Annotated in this window: 15 protein-coding genes; 9 read left to right on the top strand and 6 right to left on the bottom strand. The window is 69.7% G+C overall.

The genetic code is table 11. The features are described from left to right. On the bottom strand, positions 1 to 221 hold a 221-nt coding region (locus N5079_RS34080), incomplete at its 3' end, for a hypothetical protein (RefSeq protein ID WP_261588345.1). A gap of 66 nt (positions 222 to 287) precedes the next feature. On the opposite strand from N5079_RS34080, the gene N5079_RS34075 reads away from it, so the two are divergent. Genes N5079_RS34075 through N5079_RS34065 form a run of 3 tightly spaced genes read left to right on the top strand, consistent with a single transcriptional unit; the run spans position 288 to position 2465 of the window. Beyond that, positions 288 to 1682 carry a PP2C family protein-serine/threonine phosphatase gene (locus tag N5079_RS34075; RefSeq protein ID WP_261588344.1) on the top strand — a complete coding sequence of 465 codons (1395 nt, stop codon included), beginning with the start codon at positions 288 to 290 and terminating at the stop codon, positions 1680 to 1682. Next, complete coding sequence (locus tag N5079_RS34070) at positions 1679 to 2044, top strand: STAS domain-containing protein (protein ID WP_261588343.1); 366 nt, start codon at positions 1679 to 1681, stop codon at positions 2042 to 2044. Before N5079_RS34075 ends, N5079_RS34070 begins: the two co-directional genes overlap by 4 nt. A gap of 19 nt (positions 2045 to 2063) precedes the next feature. Continuing rightward, positions 2064 to 2465: an ATP-binding protein gene (locus N5079_RS34065; protein WP_261588342.1), complete on the top strand. Its 402-nt coding sequence runs from the start codon at positions 2064 to 2066 to the stop codon at positions 2463 to 2465. A 104-nt stretch (positions 2466 to 2569) separates the two neighbouring features. On the opposite strand, the gene N5079_RS34060 is transcribed toward N5079_RS34065, so the two are convergent. Then, a complete protein-coding gene (locus N5079_RS34060) occupies positions 2570 to 4675 on the bottom strand; it encodes a catalase (RefSeq protein WP_261588341.1) in 2106 nt (701 codons plus the stop codon). 256 nt (positions 4676 to 4931) lie between these two features. Between N5079_RS34060 and N5079_RS34055 the strand changes: the two genes are divergently transcribed. Further along, the gene (locus tag N5079_RS34055) at positions 4932 to 6821 is read left to right on the top strand and encodes a LamG-like jellyroll fold domain-containing protein (protein WP_261588340.1); all 1890 of its coding nucleotides are present in this window, start codon (positions 4932 to 4934) and stop codon (positions 6819 to 6821) included. Between the two features lie 145 nt (positions 6822 to 6966). On the opposite strand, the gene N5079_RS34050 is transcribed toward N5079_RS34055, so the two are convergent. After that, positions 6967 to 7155 (bottom strand): hypothetical protein, encoded by a 189-nt coding sequence (locus N5079_RS34050; RefSeq protein ID WP_261588339.1) that lies wholly within the window; start codon positions 7153 to 7155, stop codon positions 6967 to 6969. 355 nt (positions 7156 to 7510) lie between these two features. Then, entirely contained in the window at positions 7511 to 7945 is a 435-nt protein-coding gene (locus tag N5079_RS34045; RefSeq protein WP_261588338.1) for a DUF2243 domain-containing protein, read from the bottom strand. 219 nt (positions 7946 to 8164) lie between these two features. Between N5079_RS34045 and N5079_RS34040 the strand changes: the two genes are divergently transcribed. Genes N5079_RS34040 through N5079_RS34025 form a run of 4 tightly spaced genes read left to right on the top strand, consistent with a single transcriptional unit; the run spans position 8165 to position 12615 of the window. Next, on the top strand, positions 8165 to 9931 hold the full coding sequence (locus N5079_RS34040; protein WP_261588337.1) for a PHP domain-containing protein: 1767 nt from the start codon (positions 8165 to 8167) through the stop codon (positions 9929 to 9931). After that, positions 9928 to 10512 (top strand): hypothetical protein, encoded by a 585-nt coding sequence (locus N5079_RS34035; RefSeq protein WP_261588336.1) that lies wholly within the window; start codon positions 9928 to 9930, stop codon positions 10510 to 10512. The genes N5079_RS34040 and N5079_RS34035 overlap by 4 nt, the downstream gene beginning before the upstream one ends. A gap of 38 nt (positions 10513 to 10550) precedes the next feature. Continuing rightward, complete coding sequence (locus N5079_RS34030; protein WP_261588335.1) at positions 10551 to 11582, top strand: endonuclease/exonuclease/phosphatase family protein; 1032 nt, start codon at positions 10551 to 10553, stop codon at positions 11580 to 11582. 28 nt (positions 11583 to 11610) lie between these two features. Continuing rightward, complete coding sequence (locus N5079_RS34025) at positions 11611 to 12615, top strand: methyltransferase (RefSeq protein ID WP_261588334.1); 1005 nt, start codon at positions 11611 to 11613, stop codon at positions 12613 to 12615. Positions 12616 to 12622: 7 nt separating this feature from the next. On the opposite strand, the gene N5079_RS34020 is transcribed toward N5079_RS34025, so the two are convergent. Together N5079_RS34020 and N5079_RS34015 are read right to left on the bottom strand one after the other, a co-directional pair. Beyond that, positions 12623 to 12871 carry a hypothetical protein gene (locus N5079_RS34020; RefSeq protein WP_261588333.1) on the bottom strand — a complete coding sequence of 83 codons (249 nt, stop codon included), beginning with the start codon at positions 12869 to 12871 and terminating at the stop codon, positions 12623 to 12625. A gap of 20 nt (positions 12872 to 12891) precedes the next feature. Further along, positions 12892 to 13941 (bottom strand): NAD-dependent epimerase/dehydratase family protein, encoded by a 1050-nt coding sequence (locus N5079_RS34015; protein WP_261588332.1) that lies wholly within the window; start codon positions 13939 to 13941, stop codon positions 12892 to 12894. Positions 13942 to 14150: 209 nt separating this feature from the next. On the opposite strand from N5079_RS34015, the gene mads6 reads away from it, so the two are divergent. Beyond that, a complete protein-coding gene (mads6, locus tag N5079_RS34010; protein ID WP_261588331.1) occupies positions 14151 to 15584 on the top strand; it encodes a methylation-associated defense system protein kinase MAD6 in 1434 nt (477 codons plus the stop codon). The last annotated feature ends 29 nt before the right edge of the window (positions 15585 to 15613 follow it).

Raw genomic sequence — 15613 nt, 5'->3', positions numbered from 1 at the left:
CCCTCGCATGCGTCCGCTTCCGAAGGAGAATGGACAAAGCGGAGGTGCGGCACATGGAAGACCGCCTCGGCCGCTTTGGGTGACGGGACATGTGTGTCCGGCAGACAGCCCTCGTCCATGCCCTTGTCCATGCCCTCGTCGTGGTGCAGCAGCGTAGCCTTACCCGCCTCTGACAAGCCAAAACGACGGCCGCCCGTCCGGTTGTAAGATATGGCGGTCATATCGGTGCTTATCAACTGTTGCCATCCCCCTGACGGCAGGCACCCTTGTGCGGGATTCGAGGCAATGTGACCCTGACCGAGACCCCCGTGGTCTCTGTGGACGATGAGCCGGCACGGCTGGCCGCGGTTCGCCGTTACAACATCCTCGACACCCCGCCGGACGGGGCGTTCGATCGAGTGGCGGCGCTCGCCGCCCGCCTGTTCGACGTGCCGATCGCCACGGTGACCATCGTCGACGAGGACCGGATCTGGTTCAAGGCGCAGCAGGGCCTCCCCGAGGGGATCCGGCAGATCGGCCGCGACCCGGGCCTCTGCGCTTCAGCGATCATGGAGAACTGCCCCTACGTGGTCACCGACGCCCTGCACGACCCGCGGACGCTTGACAACCCGCTGGTGCACGGCGAGCTCGGCGTGCGGTTCTACGCCGCGGCGCCGATCACGACCGCCGACGGCTACCGGCTCGGCACGATCAACGTGCTGGACGTCAAACCCCGGGAGATCGATCCCGAAGCGGTCGAGGTGCTCTCCGAGCTGGCCGGGATCGTGATGGACGAGCTGGAGTTGCGGCTGACGGCCATGACCACCGTGCGGGCCGAGCGCGAGCGCAGGCTTCAGGCGGAGCAGGAACAACTGAGGCTGGAGACGATCACCGCCACCCTCCAGCGCACGCTGCTGCCTCCGGCGCTGCCGTCCGTGCCGGGGATGGAGAGCGCCACGCTCTACCACGTCGCCTCGCCCGACCAGCTCGGCGGCGACTTCTACGACGTGTTCCACCTCGACGACGGGCGCTGGGCGTTCTTCCTCGGGGACGTGTGCGGCAAGGGCGCCCCCGCCGCCGCGCTGACCTCGCTCACCCGGTACACCCTGCGCGCCGCCGCGATCTACGACCCCGATCCGGTGGCCGTGCTCCACAACCTCAACACGGTGCTGCTGCAGGAGTACGACGCCGACGACCCGACCTACTGCACGGTGTTGTTCGGTGTGATCACCCCGGTCGAGGACGGGTTCTCCGTGACCCTCGCGGGAGGCGGCCATCCGCCCGCGCTCGCGGTCCGCGCGAGCGGCGCGGTCGAGCTGGTCCACCCTGCCGGAGGGCTGCTGGTCGGCCTCTTCACCACCCCGAGCTTCGAGTCGGTGACCTTCCACCTGGGCCCTGGCGACGGCCTGCTGCTCTACACCGACGGCCTCACCGAGGCCCGCCTGCCGGGCGGCCACCTGTTCGGCGAGGACCGGCTGGCCGAGCTCGCCGCGACCCTCGCCGGGACGAACGCCCAACGGCTGGTGTCAGAGATCCAGAACCTCTTGACCGGATTCGGCCCCGGCCTGGCCGACGACACCGCCATCCTGGCTCTGACCGTGCCCGCCGCCGCGCCGCCGACATCATCGGCGTCGTCGTCTTCTGTGTTGTCGCCTTCTCTGTCGTCTTTCGCGTCCCGAACGTCTTCCGAGGTGTCCCAGTGACCGCCCCAGTGCATCTCACCCGTGTTCCCGTCGACCCTCCCGGCGACGTGCTTGTCATGGCGCTCAACGGGTCACTGGACTTCTCCAACGCCGAGCGACTCCGCGACGACCTGCAGGCCGCGCTCGCCCCTGAGCACGGCGGCCTCGTCCTCGATATGGCCGGCTTGGATTTCTGCGACTCGACCGGCATCAGGATCCTGCTGGCGATCCGTAAGCTTCTGCAGGAGCGCGGCGGATCCGTCACACTCGCCGGTCTCAACGCCAGGCTCACCCGGATCTTCCGGGTGACCGGGCTGATTCACGCGTTCGCGGTGCAACCAGGCGTCGCGGAGGCTTTGGGGCCGAAACGTGGACCTGAATAGGAGCCTCGAGGAGGACGGGTTGCCGACTCACCGGCAGTGGCCGATCACCGATGACCTCGCCGCGTTGCGCGAGCACATCCAGCGTTACGCCGCCGAGGCGGGCCTGACGGGCACACGCCTGGACGACCTGGTCATCGCCGCGAACGAGGCCGCCATCAACGTCCTGGAACACGGGGGCGGAGTGGGCACGCTGGCGATCTGGCGCGACGACGCCTCCGTGGCGGTCGAGGTGGTCGACAACGCCGGTCTTCTCAGCCCGGCGGACGTGCCCCGTGACCAGCCCCCGGGCCGCGGCAACCGGGGCTACGGCCTGTGGCTGATCAACAGGCTCTGCGACGCGGTCAGCGTCGACCAGTCGCCCGGCCGGTCGCGGATCCGCCTGTCCATCCGCCTGGCCGCCCCGGCGCGCACAAACGTGTAGACCCAGCGTGCAGACGACCCTGTAGACCGCCGCGCCCACCCCGGGTTCAGCACGGTTCACCCGGGCTCATCACGGGCTCAGCGGTACGGCCGGGCCGGTCCTCGTCAGGCCGGGACCGCGTCGGCGTCGCGCTCCCAGTGCCGATGAGCGGCGACGGCGGCGGTGAACGCGGCGACGAACTCCTCGGACACCGGGCGGAGGTCGGTGACGACCCCCTGGTCGGTCACCGTGCCCTCGCCGGATCCGGCCGTCCGCACGCCGACCCGCTCCGTCTTCAGGGCGGTCTCCAGCAGCGTGACCCCCTCGGCGAGGGCCCCCACCGCCTTGCCGTGCTTGAACGCCTCGGCGACGAAATGCACGGCGTAGCCGTCCCGGGCCAGGGCGTGCACGCTCGCGGGGCCTCCCGGGACGACCACCGCGTCGTACAGCACGGACGCGACGGTCGTGAGGGCGTGGTCCACGGGCACGGCCTGGCCGTCCTGCCCCGCCAGCTCCCCCTCGCGCGGGCCGAGCACCTCGCAGACCGCCCCGGCGGCGCGCAGCGGACCGCGCACGGCCTCCAGCTGCCCGGCGGCCACGCCGTCGGCGGCGAGGATGGCGATCCGGCGGGTCGCCACGCCCGTGAAGGGCTGGTTGGCCTGGCTGAGCGCGGGCGAGCTGCGGCCGTGGTTCTCGGTCGCCTCCTTGGCGGGCGGCTCGACGCCGATACCCTCGGCGATCTCGACGGCCATGGCGTGGTCGACGTGGTTGAGGTTCTCGATCACCCGCTCACGGATGTGGCGGTAGGTCACCTTGCCGAGCTCGAAGCGGAAGGCCGCCACGATGTGCTTCTTCTCCCACGCCGACATGCTGTTCCAGAACAGGGTCGCCTGGCTGTAGTGGTCGGAGAAGCTGTCGCTGCGCCTGCGCGTCTTCACGCCCTCGACCCGCTCCGGGTAGTGGGTGTAGGTCAGCCCGTCCGACAGCCCGTTCGACAGGGCCGGACAGCCGCCCGACAGTGTGTTCGGGTGGTAGCTGGCCGTGCCGCGCGGGATGACCGATTGGTGGTAGCCGTCGCGGTGGTCGTTGCGGACCTCGGTGACCGGCCGGTTGACCGGGAGCCGCGTGAAGTTCGGCCCGCCGAGCCTGATGAGCTGCGTGTCCAGGTAGGAGAACATCCGCGCCTGCAGCAGCGGGTCGTTGGTGACGTCGATGCCGGGCACGAGGTTGCCCACGCAGAAGGCGACCTGCTCGGTCTCGGCGAAGAAGTTGTCCGGGTTGCGGTCGAGGACCATCCGGCCGACCGGCCGCACGGGCACCCGCTCCTCCGGAACGATCTTGGTGGGATCGAGCAGGTCGAAGTCGAAGGCCGCCTCGTCCTCCTCGGCGATCAGCTGGAGGCCCAGCTCGTACTCCGGGAAGTCGCCGGCTTCGATCGCCTCCCAGAGGTCGCGGCGGTTGAAGTCGGGATCCTTCCCGGCGATCTTCTGAGTCTCGTCCCACACGAGCGAGTGAACGCCCAGCACGGGCTTCCAGTGGAACTTCACGAACGTCGACCGGCCCTCGGCGTTGACCAGCCGGAAGGTGTGCACGCCGAACCCCTGCATCATGCGGTAGCTGCGCGGCAGCGCCCGGTCGGACATCAGCCACATGATCATGTGAGTGATCTCCGGCTGGAGCCCGACGAAATCCCACAGCGTGTCGTGGGCCGACGACGCCTGTGGCATCTCGCTGGGCGGTTCGGGCTTCACGGCATGGACGAAGTCGGGGAACTTGATCCCGTCCTGGATGAAGAAGACCGGGATGTTGTTGCCGACCAGGTCGAAGTTGCCCTGCCGGGTATAGAACTTTGTGGCGAACCCGCGCACGTCACGGACCGTGTCGGCCGAGCCGCGCGAGCCCGCGACGGTCGAGAACCGGACGAACACCGAGGTCTCCAGGGTCGGGTCGCACAGGAACTCCGCCGTCGTGTACTGCGCGAGCGACTCGTAGACCTTGAAGTGTCCGTACGCTCCAGACCCCCGGGCGTGGACCACGCGTTCCGGGATGCGCTCATGGTCGAAGTGGGTGAGCTTCTCGCGGAAGTGGAAGTCCTCCATCAACGTTGGGCCGCGCTCGCCCGCACGCAGCGAGTTGTCGGTCTCGCCGATGCGGATGCCCTGGTCGGTGGCGTACGGAGCGTCCGTCGGGTCGAGGCGCTGCGGATTGAGTTGCCGATATTTGTCAGTCATCTGGGTCACCCCCAGGCGTAGCAGTTTGTCTACCTTTGGCCATTTCCAGACCTGCAACGCCCAATCGTCCCGGATGGCAAAGCCGCAACGCTCATGCCGTACGGCCGGCGCTCTCGTGCGCACAACCCTGGGTGTTCATGTCCTGTTTCAGCCGTGTTGAGGAGTGATGCGCCGAACGCTACCGGGGCTCCCTATACCTTGACGTGCTATCGCGACAAAAGGGACCAAAGCGACAGTATTAAAGGATTGGGGAGAAATGGATAGCGACCAGCAGCCCGGCGGGGAGGCGGCCTCCAGCCGCCGTTCCTTCCTGCGCACCACGGGATTGGCCGGGCTCGGCGCCGCCGCACTGAGCATGACGGGCACGACGGCGGCCTCCGCCGCGACGCCCGGCCAGGATTCACAATCGGGATCGTCCTGGCGTCCGGACACGGAGAACCCGAGGTTCACGCTCGTGGTGATGCCGGACACCCAGTACCTCTTCGACGGCGCGAGCATCAACCCGGAGCCGGTCGAGGCGTCGTTCCGGTATCTGCTCGACAACGCCCGCGACGAGAACATCGTCTTCATGGCCCATCTGGGCGACCTCGTGCAGAACGGCCAGAAGAACGAGCTGGAGGCGATCGGGAAGTCCTTCGAGATCCTGGACCGGCGGCGCGTGCCGTACAGCGTGCTGGCCGGCAACCACGACATCGACTCCTCGACCGACGACCAGCGCGGCCCCACGCCCTATCTGGACGTCTTCGGCCCGCAGCGCTTCCGGCGGTCGCAGACCTTCAAGGGGGCCTCCCCGGACGGCTACAACAGCTACCACATGTTCCACGCCGCCGGACGTGACTGGTTGCTGCTGGCCCTCGACTGGCGGCCGTCGGCGAAGGGCATCGCCTGGGCGAACGACGTCATCAGGCGGCATCCGAAGACGCCGGTCATCCTGACGATCCACGAGCTCGTCTACGTCGAGCACTACGGAGACGAGGCACAGTTCTCCGACTTCGGCGCCCGCGTGTGGAACGAGCTGGTCGCGGGGAACGACCAGATCTTCCTGACCCTCAACGGGCACTACTGGCCGCCCGCGCGGACCACCAAGAAGAACAACGCGGGCCACGACGTCCACGTGCACATCACCAACTACCAGGACCGCTACTACGGCGGCTCGGGCATGATCCGGCTCTACCGGTTCGACCTGGCCAGGAACACCATCGACGTCGAGACCATCTCGCCATGGCTCCTCGGCAAGAGCGCCGGCGAGCTGAACGTCCTGGAGCGCCAGGAGATCGAGCGGACCGGGTCGCAGGACTACTTCTCCGTGGCGATCGACTTCGAGGACCGGTTCTCCGGGTTCGATCCGGTTCCCCCACGGTCCGCCAGGCCGGCGGCCCAGATGCTGGTCCCCGGCACGGTGGCCTACTGGCGGTTCGACGGCTCCGGTCGGGATGGGGCGCCGGTCGGCGACTCGGACCAGGTGAAGGACCTGTCGGGCCACGGCAACGACCTGACCAAGGTCACGGTCCCCGGCAGCCCGGCCGACGTGCTCAAATGGTCGTCCGAACACCACCCCGACCAGCCCGGCCACGGCAGCCTGTACTTCGGGGGCAACAAGTCGCCGCTTCGCGGCGCCTACCTCCAGACCGCCTCCGGCGCGCCGCTGAACACCGCCACGTTCGAGTCCGGCTACACCGTCGAGGCGTTCTTCAAGATTCCCGATGACTGGGATCCGGGTCAGAACCAGTGGGCCGCCCTGCTCAGCCGGTGGGGCATGAGCCGTGAGGCGGGGAAGACGCAGGGCGACCCGGACGAGCCGGTCGTCACCCTCAGCCTGTCGGACGGCCCGGGACTGCAGTGGGCCGTCTACCCGCTGAACCAGGACGGTCCGGTCACGAACTGGGGCCACGACCTGACACACGGCACGTGGTGGCACGTGGCCGTGGTGAACGACGGAAACCACACCACCATGTACGTCGACGGCTGCCCGGTCGCGCGCAACCCCTCCACCAAGGCGGTCGGCCTGTCCACGGCCGGGATGCAGTGGCTCCTCGGGGGCTATGAGTACGGCGGGAAGCTGGACCAGGTCCTGCACGGCTGGGTCGGCGACGTCCGCATCGTCGAGCGCGCCCTGAAGGTCGGCGAGTTCATGCTCGCGCGCTAGCCGCGCCTGGTCGCGGGCTCCAGACCTGCCTAACGGTCAAGCGTTGACGTTGGCCCTGATTATCGTCCCGATCTCGTAAATCGGGCCGCCGGGGCCGTCCGTCCGGCTTAACCTGGGGCCCGCGACCACAGGTGCGTCACCATCGTTACTTGAGGTATGCCCATGACGCGGCGGCAACCGCGATCAGGATGCAGAGGCGGATGGTCCGGGGTGTGCTGTCGACCACTTCCCGGACCGTCCTCGCCACCTCTCCTATCCACGAGCCGAACTCCGGGTCGTGAATCCGCTCCTCGCGACGGCGTTCCCCGCTTTCGCGGGGCCGAATAGCAGTCATTGTGGGCCCCCTCCCAATATGTGCTATTCGCGGCTTTGGACCGTGAATATGATAAAAGGCCCGTACAGGAATCCCTTTTCCATTGGGGTCTGCCACGGGCCGTGGGAATCCCAGCGGCGCCATCGCGCTGACCCGGCAGGAGGGGATTCCGGACCTTCCATTTCATGGTCACAGGTGACGCACCGTGTACGCAATGGAATCGAGCGGCATTCTAAGGACCATACGCAGCGTGACGGCGAAATCACCGGCTGTCTATATACTTTGGTCCGGTTATGTCCTCACAAGGGCGATTTACTGTCCGATATGTCCGGCCCCGGATTCCAGAATTTTACGGTTAGTGAGCGACACGCCGTCATCATCCAGAGGAAGTCCGCCGAATCGGGACCTGAGCCACCAGGAGACCGAGCGCCACGAGCACGGCGCCGAAGGCGAGAAAGGAGAGATCGTAGGCGAGCTGGTGCGCCCCGTGCCGGACGTGGTGGACGCCGAGGATCTCGTGGTCCACCAGACCCTCGGCGAGATTGAACGCCCCCCAGCCCACGATCATCCAGCCGGCCAGCTCGCGGCCCCGGCCCGGATGGGTGCGGGCCAGCAGCACGACGCCGGCGAGCACAAGGACCAGACAGCCCGCGTGGAACAGACCGTCACCGATCATGTTGATCCGCTCGTCGCGCGGAAACCAGCCGCTGAGCATGTGATGCCACCCCAGCAGCTGGTGCAGCAGGATCCCGTCGACGAACCCTCCGATCCCGAGACCCAGCACCAAGCCTGCGGAGCGTGTCGATGCCATGACACCGAGCTACCCTCCTGCCGCGGTGCGTTAACTACCGACAGCGACTGGGCGGACATAAGCCGTAGTGTTCCGCCCCAACGGTCGGCTCGGCGTGAGCCGTAAGGGTCCGGACCCTTACGCGGCTTCGAGCGTTCACGCCTCATTCAGCAAGGCTCGCCAAGGTGCCTACGTAGCCGGAGCAAGATTCTCCGGCGGAGTTGAAGGGGCACACACAGCATGAGCCACGGGCACGCACACCCGCACGACCACTCTGACGACCACGACCACTCCCACGACCACTCCCACGACCACGGCCACTCCCACGACGACGGGCACGGCCAGGCGCTCACCGAGGGGGACATGGCGCCGGTCGTCGACATGTCGGTGCCGGACGCGGAGCTTTCGCCGGGGCAGCTTTCACGGCGCCAGATGTTCCGGCGCGCCGGACTGCTGGGCGCGGGCCTGACCGCCGCCGGGGTGCTCGGCGCTCCCCGCCAGGCCGCCGCCGAGACCGGCCGCGGTGACGACTTCGACCGCTTCGAGCCGAGGGACGGCTACCTGTGGCTCGCGGGCGACCACCACATCCACACGCAGCACAGCTCTGACGGGATGTACCGGGTCATCGACCACGTCCAGCACGCCAACGCGTACGGGCTGGACTGGATGGTCATCACCGACCACGGCAGCGTTGCGCACGCCAAGATCGGCGTGGACAAGGTCAACCCGGACATCGTGGCGGCCCGGCAGGCGGTCAAGGACACCCTGGTCTTCCAGGGGCTGGAGTGGAACATCCCCGCCGCCGAGCACGGCACGGTCTTCGTCGCCCCCGGCCGGAACGAGGTGGCCACGCTCAAGGAGTTCGAGAACGCCTTCGACGGCGCGGTCAAGAACGCCACGGCCAGCACCCCGCAGAACGAGGCCCTCGCCATCGCCGGCCTGAACTTCCTGGCCGATGCCGTCAAGCAGCGCCGCGTCGACGACGCGCTGTTCCTCGCCAACCACCCGGCCCGCAAGGGCATCGACTCGCCCCACGAGATCCGCGGCTGGCGGGACGCTCAGCCGTCCATCGCGGTCGGCATGGAGGGCGCGCCCGGCCACCAGGCCGCCGGCATCCCCAAGCCGAACGGCGGCGGCTCCGGGCGCGGCTTCTACGACAACAGCCCCAGCGCCGACTCTTTCCCGGGCTACCCGGCGGAGAGCTACAAGACCTTCGGCGGCTTCGACTGGATGACCGCGACCGTCGGCGGCCTGTGGGACAGCCTCCTGGCCGAGGGCAAGACCTGGTGGATCACCGCCAACTCCGACTCCCACACGGTGTACGGCGACGCCAGTGACCGGGGGCCGAACAGCGACTTCAACGCCAACGGCCGGTACAACGACCCCATCTACAAGGGCGTCCCCAACCTGAGCAACGGCGACTTCTGGCCGGGCTTCTACAGCCGCACCCACGTCGGGGCCAGGGGATTCTCCTACGGCGCCGTGATGGAGGGCATCCGGCAGGGCCGGATCTGGGTCGACCACGGCGGGCTCATCAACGGCCTGGTGGTCCGCGCCCGCACGTCGGACCGGCGCGGCGTGACCCTCGGCGGCACGCTGTACGTCCGCCAGGGCGCCCAGGTCGAGGTGTCCATCGAGATCACGCTGGCCAACCGGCCCAACTGGGCGCAGTTCGTGCCGGCCCTCGCGCGGGTCGACGTCATCCAGGGCGACGTCACCGGCCCGGCGTCGGACAAGGACGTGTTCACGACGCCCGCCACCAAGGTCGTCCAGTCCTTCGAGGTCGGCAAGAACAACGGAACCGTCACGTTCACCTACAACGTGGGCGCCGTCGACCGTCCCGTGTACGTACGGCTTCGCGGCACCGACGGCAACCGCGGCGCCCCGGGCCTGCTCGGCGCCGGGGTCGACCCCCACGGGCCCCAGATCGACGTCTTCGGCGACGCCGACCCCTGGAAGGACCTGTGGTTCTACAGCAACCCGATCTGGATCCTGCCCCGCCGATGACAGCACCGATGACTGGGTCGGCCATCCTCGGCATCGACTCCCGATCGCGTACGGTCACCGAGGCCGAGCACCTTCTCCACACCGTGGTGGAGGCGCTCGGCCTGCCGTCCGGCGTGATCGGCTGCACCCACTTCGTCCGGACCGGGCTGCCTCACGTGGCCTGCTCGCTCGCCGTGCCCTCGCCGGTCGATCTCGCCCTGCTCCCCGAGGGCGTGTCCGGCTCACTGAGCTCCGGTTCATTGGGCGAGAGCCGTACGGGGCCTGACGCGGACGGCGCGGCGCGGGCGGCGGCGGAGCACGAGACGCGCGGCGGAGGGCGGATCGTGCTCTTCCCCGGCAGGGACCAGCTCGTGGGCACGGTTTCCGTGGGCGACCTGCTCGCGCGCTCGGCCATCGACCGGGTGCTCGTGCTGGCCCAGACCGACCCGCCGCCCGCCGACGTGCAGGTGGTCACCAACGACCACGTCCGGCCGGTGTGGCAGGACGGGCGGATGACGCTGCTCACCATGCCGGCCCTCGGCGGGCGGCTCACGCCCGCCGAGATCCCCAACCCCACACCCTGCTGCGCCGACCACGGGTGAGCGCCGGACCTTGCTAGGGTCGCCGCGGGGGTGTGCGCGTGCTCACGGACGAAGTCGTACCGGATCTCGAGGTGTCCCGGCCGCGGAGGTGGCCGCGGCGGGTGGCGAGCGTGCTCGCCTGGCTGGGGGTCGTGCCGCCGGCTGTCGTCGGGCTGCTCAGGACGGTCGGCTGGGAGACCTCCAGCCTCCCGATCGGGCTCATCGCGCTGACGCCGTTCGCCGCCGCCGCGTCGCTGCTCCCGCTGCTCCTCGCGATCGCGTCGAGGAGCCGGGCCGCGATGGCGGTGACCACCGTGGTCGCCGTCGTCTTCGCCTGGTGGGTGGTGCCGCGCGCCGTCGGCGGCGCCGCCGGGACCGGCGGGCAGCCGCTGCGCGTCCTCGCGGCCAACCTGAACGAGAGCCGGGCCGACCCGCAGGGGGTCGTGGACCTCATCAGGCGCCTCCGCGTGGACGTCGTCACCCTGGAGGAGCTGACCCCGTCGATGGAGGCCCGGTTGGACGCCGAGGGGCTGGCGGCCCTGCTGCCCTACCGGGTCGCCCAGACCGGCAACGGGCCGACCGGCACCGGGATCTTCTCCAAGAGGCCGCTCACCGAGCGCACGGGGCTCTTCCAGCCCGTGGGGCACCACATGCCCGTCGCCGAGACCACGACGCCGGGCGGTGCGCCCGTCGAGATCGTCGCCGTGCATCCCGTCGCCCCGGTGCCCGGCACCGTCGCGGAATGGGCGGCGGGCGTGCGGAGCCTGCCCCCCGCTCCGGCCTCCGGCGTGCCCCGCGTCCTGTCCGGAGACTTCAACTCCACGCTGGACCACGCCGTGCTCAGAGACCTGCTCGGCACGGGCTACCTCGACGCGGCGGCGGAGACCGGGCACGGGCTGGCCATGACCTGGCCCGCCGGGCGCAGGCTCTTCCCGATGGTCGCGATCGACCACGTGCTGGTCGACCGGCGCTCGTCCGCCGTGTCCGCGACCATCGAGGACATCCCCGGATCCGACCACCACGCGGTCTTCGCCGAGCTTCGGATCACCGGAAAAGCGATGGCCTCCGTCTCGCCGGGAGCGGCACAATGAGCCGCTCACGACGCGAAGGGAGATCGTCATGGACGATCGGCGGCAGGACGGCGGCGGTCTGGGAGCACTGGCAGACCTGGTGACGCCGATGGCGATACGCGTGGCGGCGACCCTGCGGATCGCCGACCACGTCGCGGCGGGACCGCGGACGGCCGCGGATCTCGCCGAGACGCTGGAAGCCGACGCCGACGCGCTCGACCGCCTGCTGCGGCATCTCACCACCGCGGGCGTGCTGGCCCGTGACGGGTCCGGCCGGTACGCGCTGACCGCTCGGGGGGAGCCCCTGCGCGACGATCACGCGAGCGGCCTGCGGGAGATACTGGACATCGAAGGCGCGATCGGCCGCGCGGACCTGGCGTTCGTCCACCTGCTGCACAGCGTCCGGACGGGCAAGCCGGGCTTCCCCGAGCAGTTCGGCCGCCCCTTCTGGGACGACCTGGCCGCCGACTCCGGCCGCACGGCCTCCTACGCCGCGCAGATGGGCGCCGACGTCTCGGAATGGGCGCCTCCCATCATCGCGGCCTACGACTGGGGATCACTGGGCCACCTGATGGACGTCGGCGGCGGCAACGGCACGCTGCTGGCCGCCCTGCTCAACGCGTATCCCTCCCTGCGGGGCACCGTCTTCGACCAGCCGGACACCGCCGAGGCCGCACGGGCGACGTTGACGGCGGCCGGTCTCGCGGACCGGGGCGACGTCGCCGCGGGCAGCTTCTTCGACCCGCTGCCGCCGGGCGCCGGCGGCTACCTGCTCTCGGCGATCATCCACGACTGGGACGACGAGGCCGCACGGGCGATCCTGCGCCGCTGCGCGGAAGCGGCGGGCCCGGACGGCAAGGTGTTCGTGGTCGAGAAGACCGGCGCCGGCGGAGAGTCCGTGAACACCGAGATGGACCTTCGGATGCTCGTCTACTTCGGAGGCAGGGAACGCGGCGTCGGCGAGTTGTCCGCGCTCGCGGCCGAGGCCGGGCTCGAAGTCGTCGCGGCGCACCCGGCCGGCACCCTGTCGGTCATCGAACTGGCCGTGCGGTAAGGCGCGGTCAGGCGCCGAGGTCGCGGGCGACGTTGTCGAGGCATCGGGCCAGAGACTGGACCTGCTCCTCCGTCACCGGACCGCCGGCACGGATCTCACGGACGTCCGCGCGCCGCATGATCACCATCGCCTGGTGCCTATCGTCGATCTGGTCGACGGGCAGGACTACGCATTCCCCTCGGACATAGACCAAGGCGACATCCGGATCCGCCGACTCCAGCAGCCGCCGGACGCATTCCGGATCGACGAGCGACATCGGAGCCTCCCTCGGTGGCGCTATTGGCGTCTTCCGACGCCGGAGGCCATCTCCTTGATCCGGCCTTTCGGCCCCTCGTCGGGCGCCAGCGGCGGTGTGGCCATGCCCGCTCCGCCGTACACGCCCTCGATGAGCTCGCGGAGGGCGTCCGTGGCGCTGTGGCGGGGACGCCAGCCCAGCTCGGTGCGGGCGCGGGTGGTGTCCATGACCGGGATCCGAAGGGCCAGCTCGATGAGGCCCGGCGAGGCCGGGATCAGGTGCATGTGCCAGCCCGCGGCCACCGCCGACGTGGCCAGCCAGCGCGGCACGGGGACGCGGCGCGCCCTGAGCAGCTCCGCCAGCACGGGCGGGTCGACGACCGGGTCCGCGGCGAGATTGAACGCGCCGGAGACGGGATGCATGACGGCCAGCCGGTAGGCCTGGGCGGCGTCCTCCGTGTGCAGCGTCTGCAGCCGCAGCCCGGGGATGTCCGGCACGAACGGGATCAGGCCGGGCCGCACGAGCCGCTGAGGCAGGAGGGGCCCCGCGAACAGCCGCCGCTGCTCGGTCGCCGACTCCCGCTTGAAGATGAAGCCGGGCCGCATCCGGACCACCCGGACGTCGGGATGATCTCGCTCGAACGTGTCCAGAACGCGCTCGACGTAGGACTTCTCCCTGCTGTACGCCGCGTTGGGCCAGCCGTGCGTGGGCCAGCTCTCGTCGACCGGACGGCCGTCGGGTCCCGGCGAGTACGCGCCGACCGAGGAGGCGTGGACCAGCGCGGGCACGCCCGCCTCCGCCACGGCCCGGAAGACCCGGATGCTGCCGAGCACGTTGGCCCGCCAGGTCGTCACGGGATCGTGGGTCGGCTGGAAGAGCCATGCCAGATGGACGACGGCGTCGGCCCCGGAGAAGATCTCGGCGAGGGAGTCCTTCCGGATGTCGGCCACCCGCCACTCGGTCTTGCCGGGCTGCCACGCGGGCAGTCTCCTGGCGACACCGATGATCGAGGTGACGCCGGGCTCGGATTCCAGGGCCGAGACGACGCTCGTCCCGACATTTCCGGTAGCACCTATTACGACAACTCGCATAAAACACCGCTTCCCGCCCTAACCTGGACGAAACGGCTCCTCTGCCCGCTCACCGCCCGTGTTCGTCCACCGATGAGCGCTTCATCCCCATGTGTGACTCTTGAAAGGTTCGTCCTTGGGCAACGCCGGAGGATTCAGTGGTGGCGCGGGAATACCGATAGCTAGGAGGATTAAGTTCTCATTCTGGTCAGAGAGGCGGCACGGGGGAGATGGCTCAGATCGTCGGTGGCGGAAAGCCCGTCAATGACGCCGAACGACGGGTCATCGCGCACCTGCGGGACAACGCCCCGGACGACTGGCTCCTGCTGCACAACATCGAGGTGCCGCGCGGCGCGGATCTGTTCGAGGTCGACGTGGTCGTGCTCACCGGGCACTCGCTCTGCGTCATCGACGTCAAAGGGGCCCGAGGCCGGTTCGAGGTGGCCGGGACGCGGTGGTTCCCCCAGCACCGCGAGGCCTTCGGCTCCCCCGTGGCCAAGCTCAGGGGCACCGCCCGGGCACTCAAGGGAGTGCTCATCGACGAGCACCGGGAGCTCGAGCGGCTGTACGTCGACAATCTCGTGGTGCTGACCGCCCCCGGGGCCGTCCTGATCGACCCGAGCGGCCGGGACGCCCGGCACGTCACCAACCTCGCCGGCCTGATCGGCATGCTGAGCGACGTGTCCCGCGTCAGGCACGGCTGCAGCCGGGACGCCATGCCGTACCGGACCGCGATCATCGAGGCGCTCAACGGGGCCGTGCGACGGCCCACGGCGCCGCCGAGGTTCGGCAACTGGGAGGTCGAGGAGCAGCTCGGCGGCGACAGCCGGGTCACCGAATACCGCGCGGTCAACGCGACGGCCCCGACCAGCGAGACGGTCCTGCTGCGGGTCTACCGGGCCGACCCGATGGCCGAGCAGCAGCGCCGGGTGGCCGAGCAGCGGCGGATCGCCAACGCCTACCAGTCGCTCGCCAAGATCCCGCCGCATCCATGCGTCGTCCGCTCCCGCGACTTCTTCGCGATCGACGACGAGAGCAGGTTCGTGCTGGTCCTCGACGACGTCCACGGCCAGGCCCTGCATCTGCACCTCACCGGGCGGCAGCTGGCCACCGAGACGAAGCTCGACGTGATGGAGGACATGCTCCTCGGCCTCGCCCACGTCCACGCGAACAACGTGATCCACCGGGCGCTCACGCCGGCCTGCGTCCTCGTCACCGACACCGGCCACGCGATGCTGACCGGCTTCGACTACGCCAAGCCGGGGCCGCGCAAGCACACCGTGGCCAACGAGCTGCCGAACATCCTCGACACGCACTACGTGGCCCCCGAGTGCCGGGCCAGCGCCGGACGGATGACACCCGCGTCCGACGTGTACTCGGCCGGGGTGATCGCCTTCCAGCTCCTGACCGGTGAGCTGCCGTTCCCCGACTCGGACGGCGAGGCGGGCGGCGGCGGGGTCGCCCCCGAAGTGATGGACCTGGTGCGGCGCATGCGCGATCACACCCCGTCCAAACGGCCCGACGCGGCGACGGCCCTGCTGGAGCTGCGGCAGGCCCGCGACGCCCAGTCCCACGGCGGCGAACCCGCGCCCAGGGCCAAGCTCGGGGACAGGGTCAAGAACGCGCTCCGCCGCCTGTCCGGCCGCGGGCGGCGCCGTACCTGATCTTGTAGGGCCGTAGGTCCCTACCCGAG

The organism is Planotetraspora sp. A-T 1434, assembly GCF_025420585.1.
Lineage (GTDB): Bacteria > Actinomycetota > Actinomycetes > Streptosporangiales > Streptosporangiaceae > JAOEGB01.
The sequence above is the reverse complement of the archived record's forward strand: the minus strand, read 5'-3'. Positions and strand labels throughout refer to the sequence as shown.

Excerpts from the sequence above, each read along its gene's own strand:
- N5079_RS34045 (WP_261588338.1), bottom strand. The coding sequence starts at position 7,945 with ATGGCATCGACACGCTCCGCAGGCTTGGTGCTGGGTCTCGGGATCGGA.
- N5079_RS34020 (WP_261588333.1), bottom strand. The coding sequence starts at position 12,871 with ATGTCGCTCGTCGATCCGGAATGCGTCCGGCGGCTGCTGGAGTCGGCG.
- N5079_RS34025 (WP_261588334.1), top strand. The coding sequence starts at position 11,611 with ATGGACGATCGGCGGCAGGACGGCGGCGGTCTGGGAGCACTGGCAGAC.
- N5079_RS34055 (WP_261588340.1), top strand. The coding sequence starts at position 4,932 with ATGGATAGCGACCAGCAGCCCGGCGGGGAGGCGGCCTCCAGCCGCCGT.
- N5079_RS34050 (WP_261588339.1), bottom strand. The coding sequence starts at position 7,155 with ATGACTGCTATTCGGCCCCGCGAAAGCGGGGAACGCCGTCGCGAGGAG.
- N5079_RS34040 (WP_261588337.1), top strand. The coding sequence starts at position 8,165 with ATGAGCCACGGGCACGCACACCCGCACGACCACTCTGACGACCACGAC.
- N5079_RS34035 (WP_261588336.1), top strand. The coding sequence starts at position 9,928 with ATGACAGCACCGATGACTGGGTCGGCCATCCTCGGCATCGACTCCCGA.
- N5079_RS34015 (WP_261588332.1), bottom strand. The coding sequence starts at position 13,941 with ATGCGAGTTGTCGTAATAGGTGCTACCGGAAATGTCGGGACGAGCGTC.
- N5079_RS34060 (WP_261588341.1), bottom strand. The coding sequence starts at position 4,675 with ATGACTGACAAATATCGGCAACTCAATCCGCAGCGCCTCGACCCGACG.
- mads6 (WP_261588331.1), top strand. The coding sequence starts at position 14,151 with ATGGCTCAGATCGTCGGTGGCGGAAAGCCCGTCAATGACGCCGAACGA.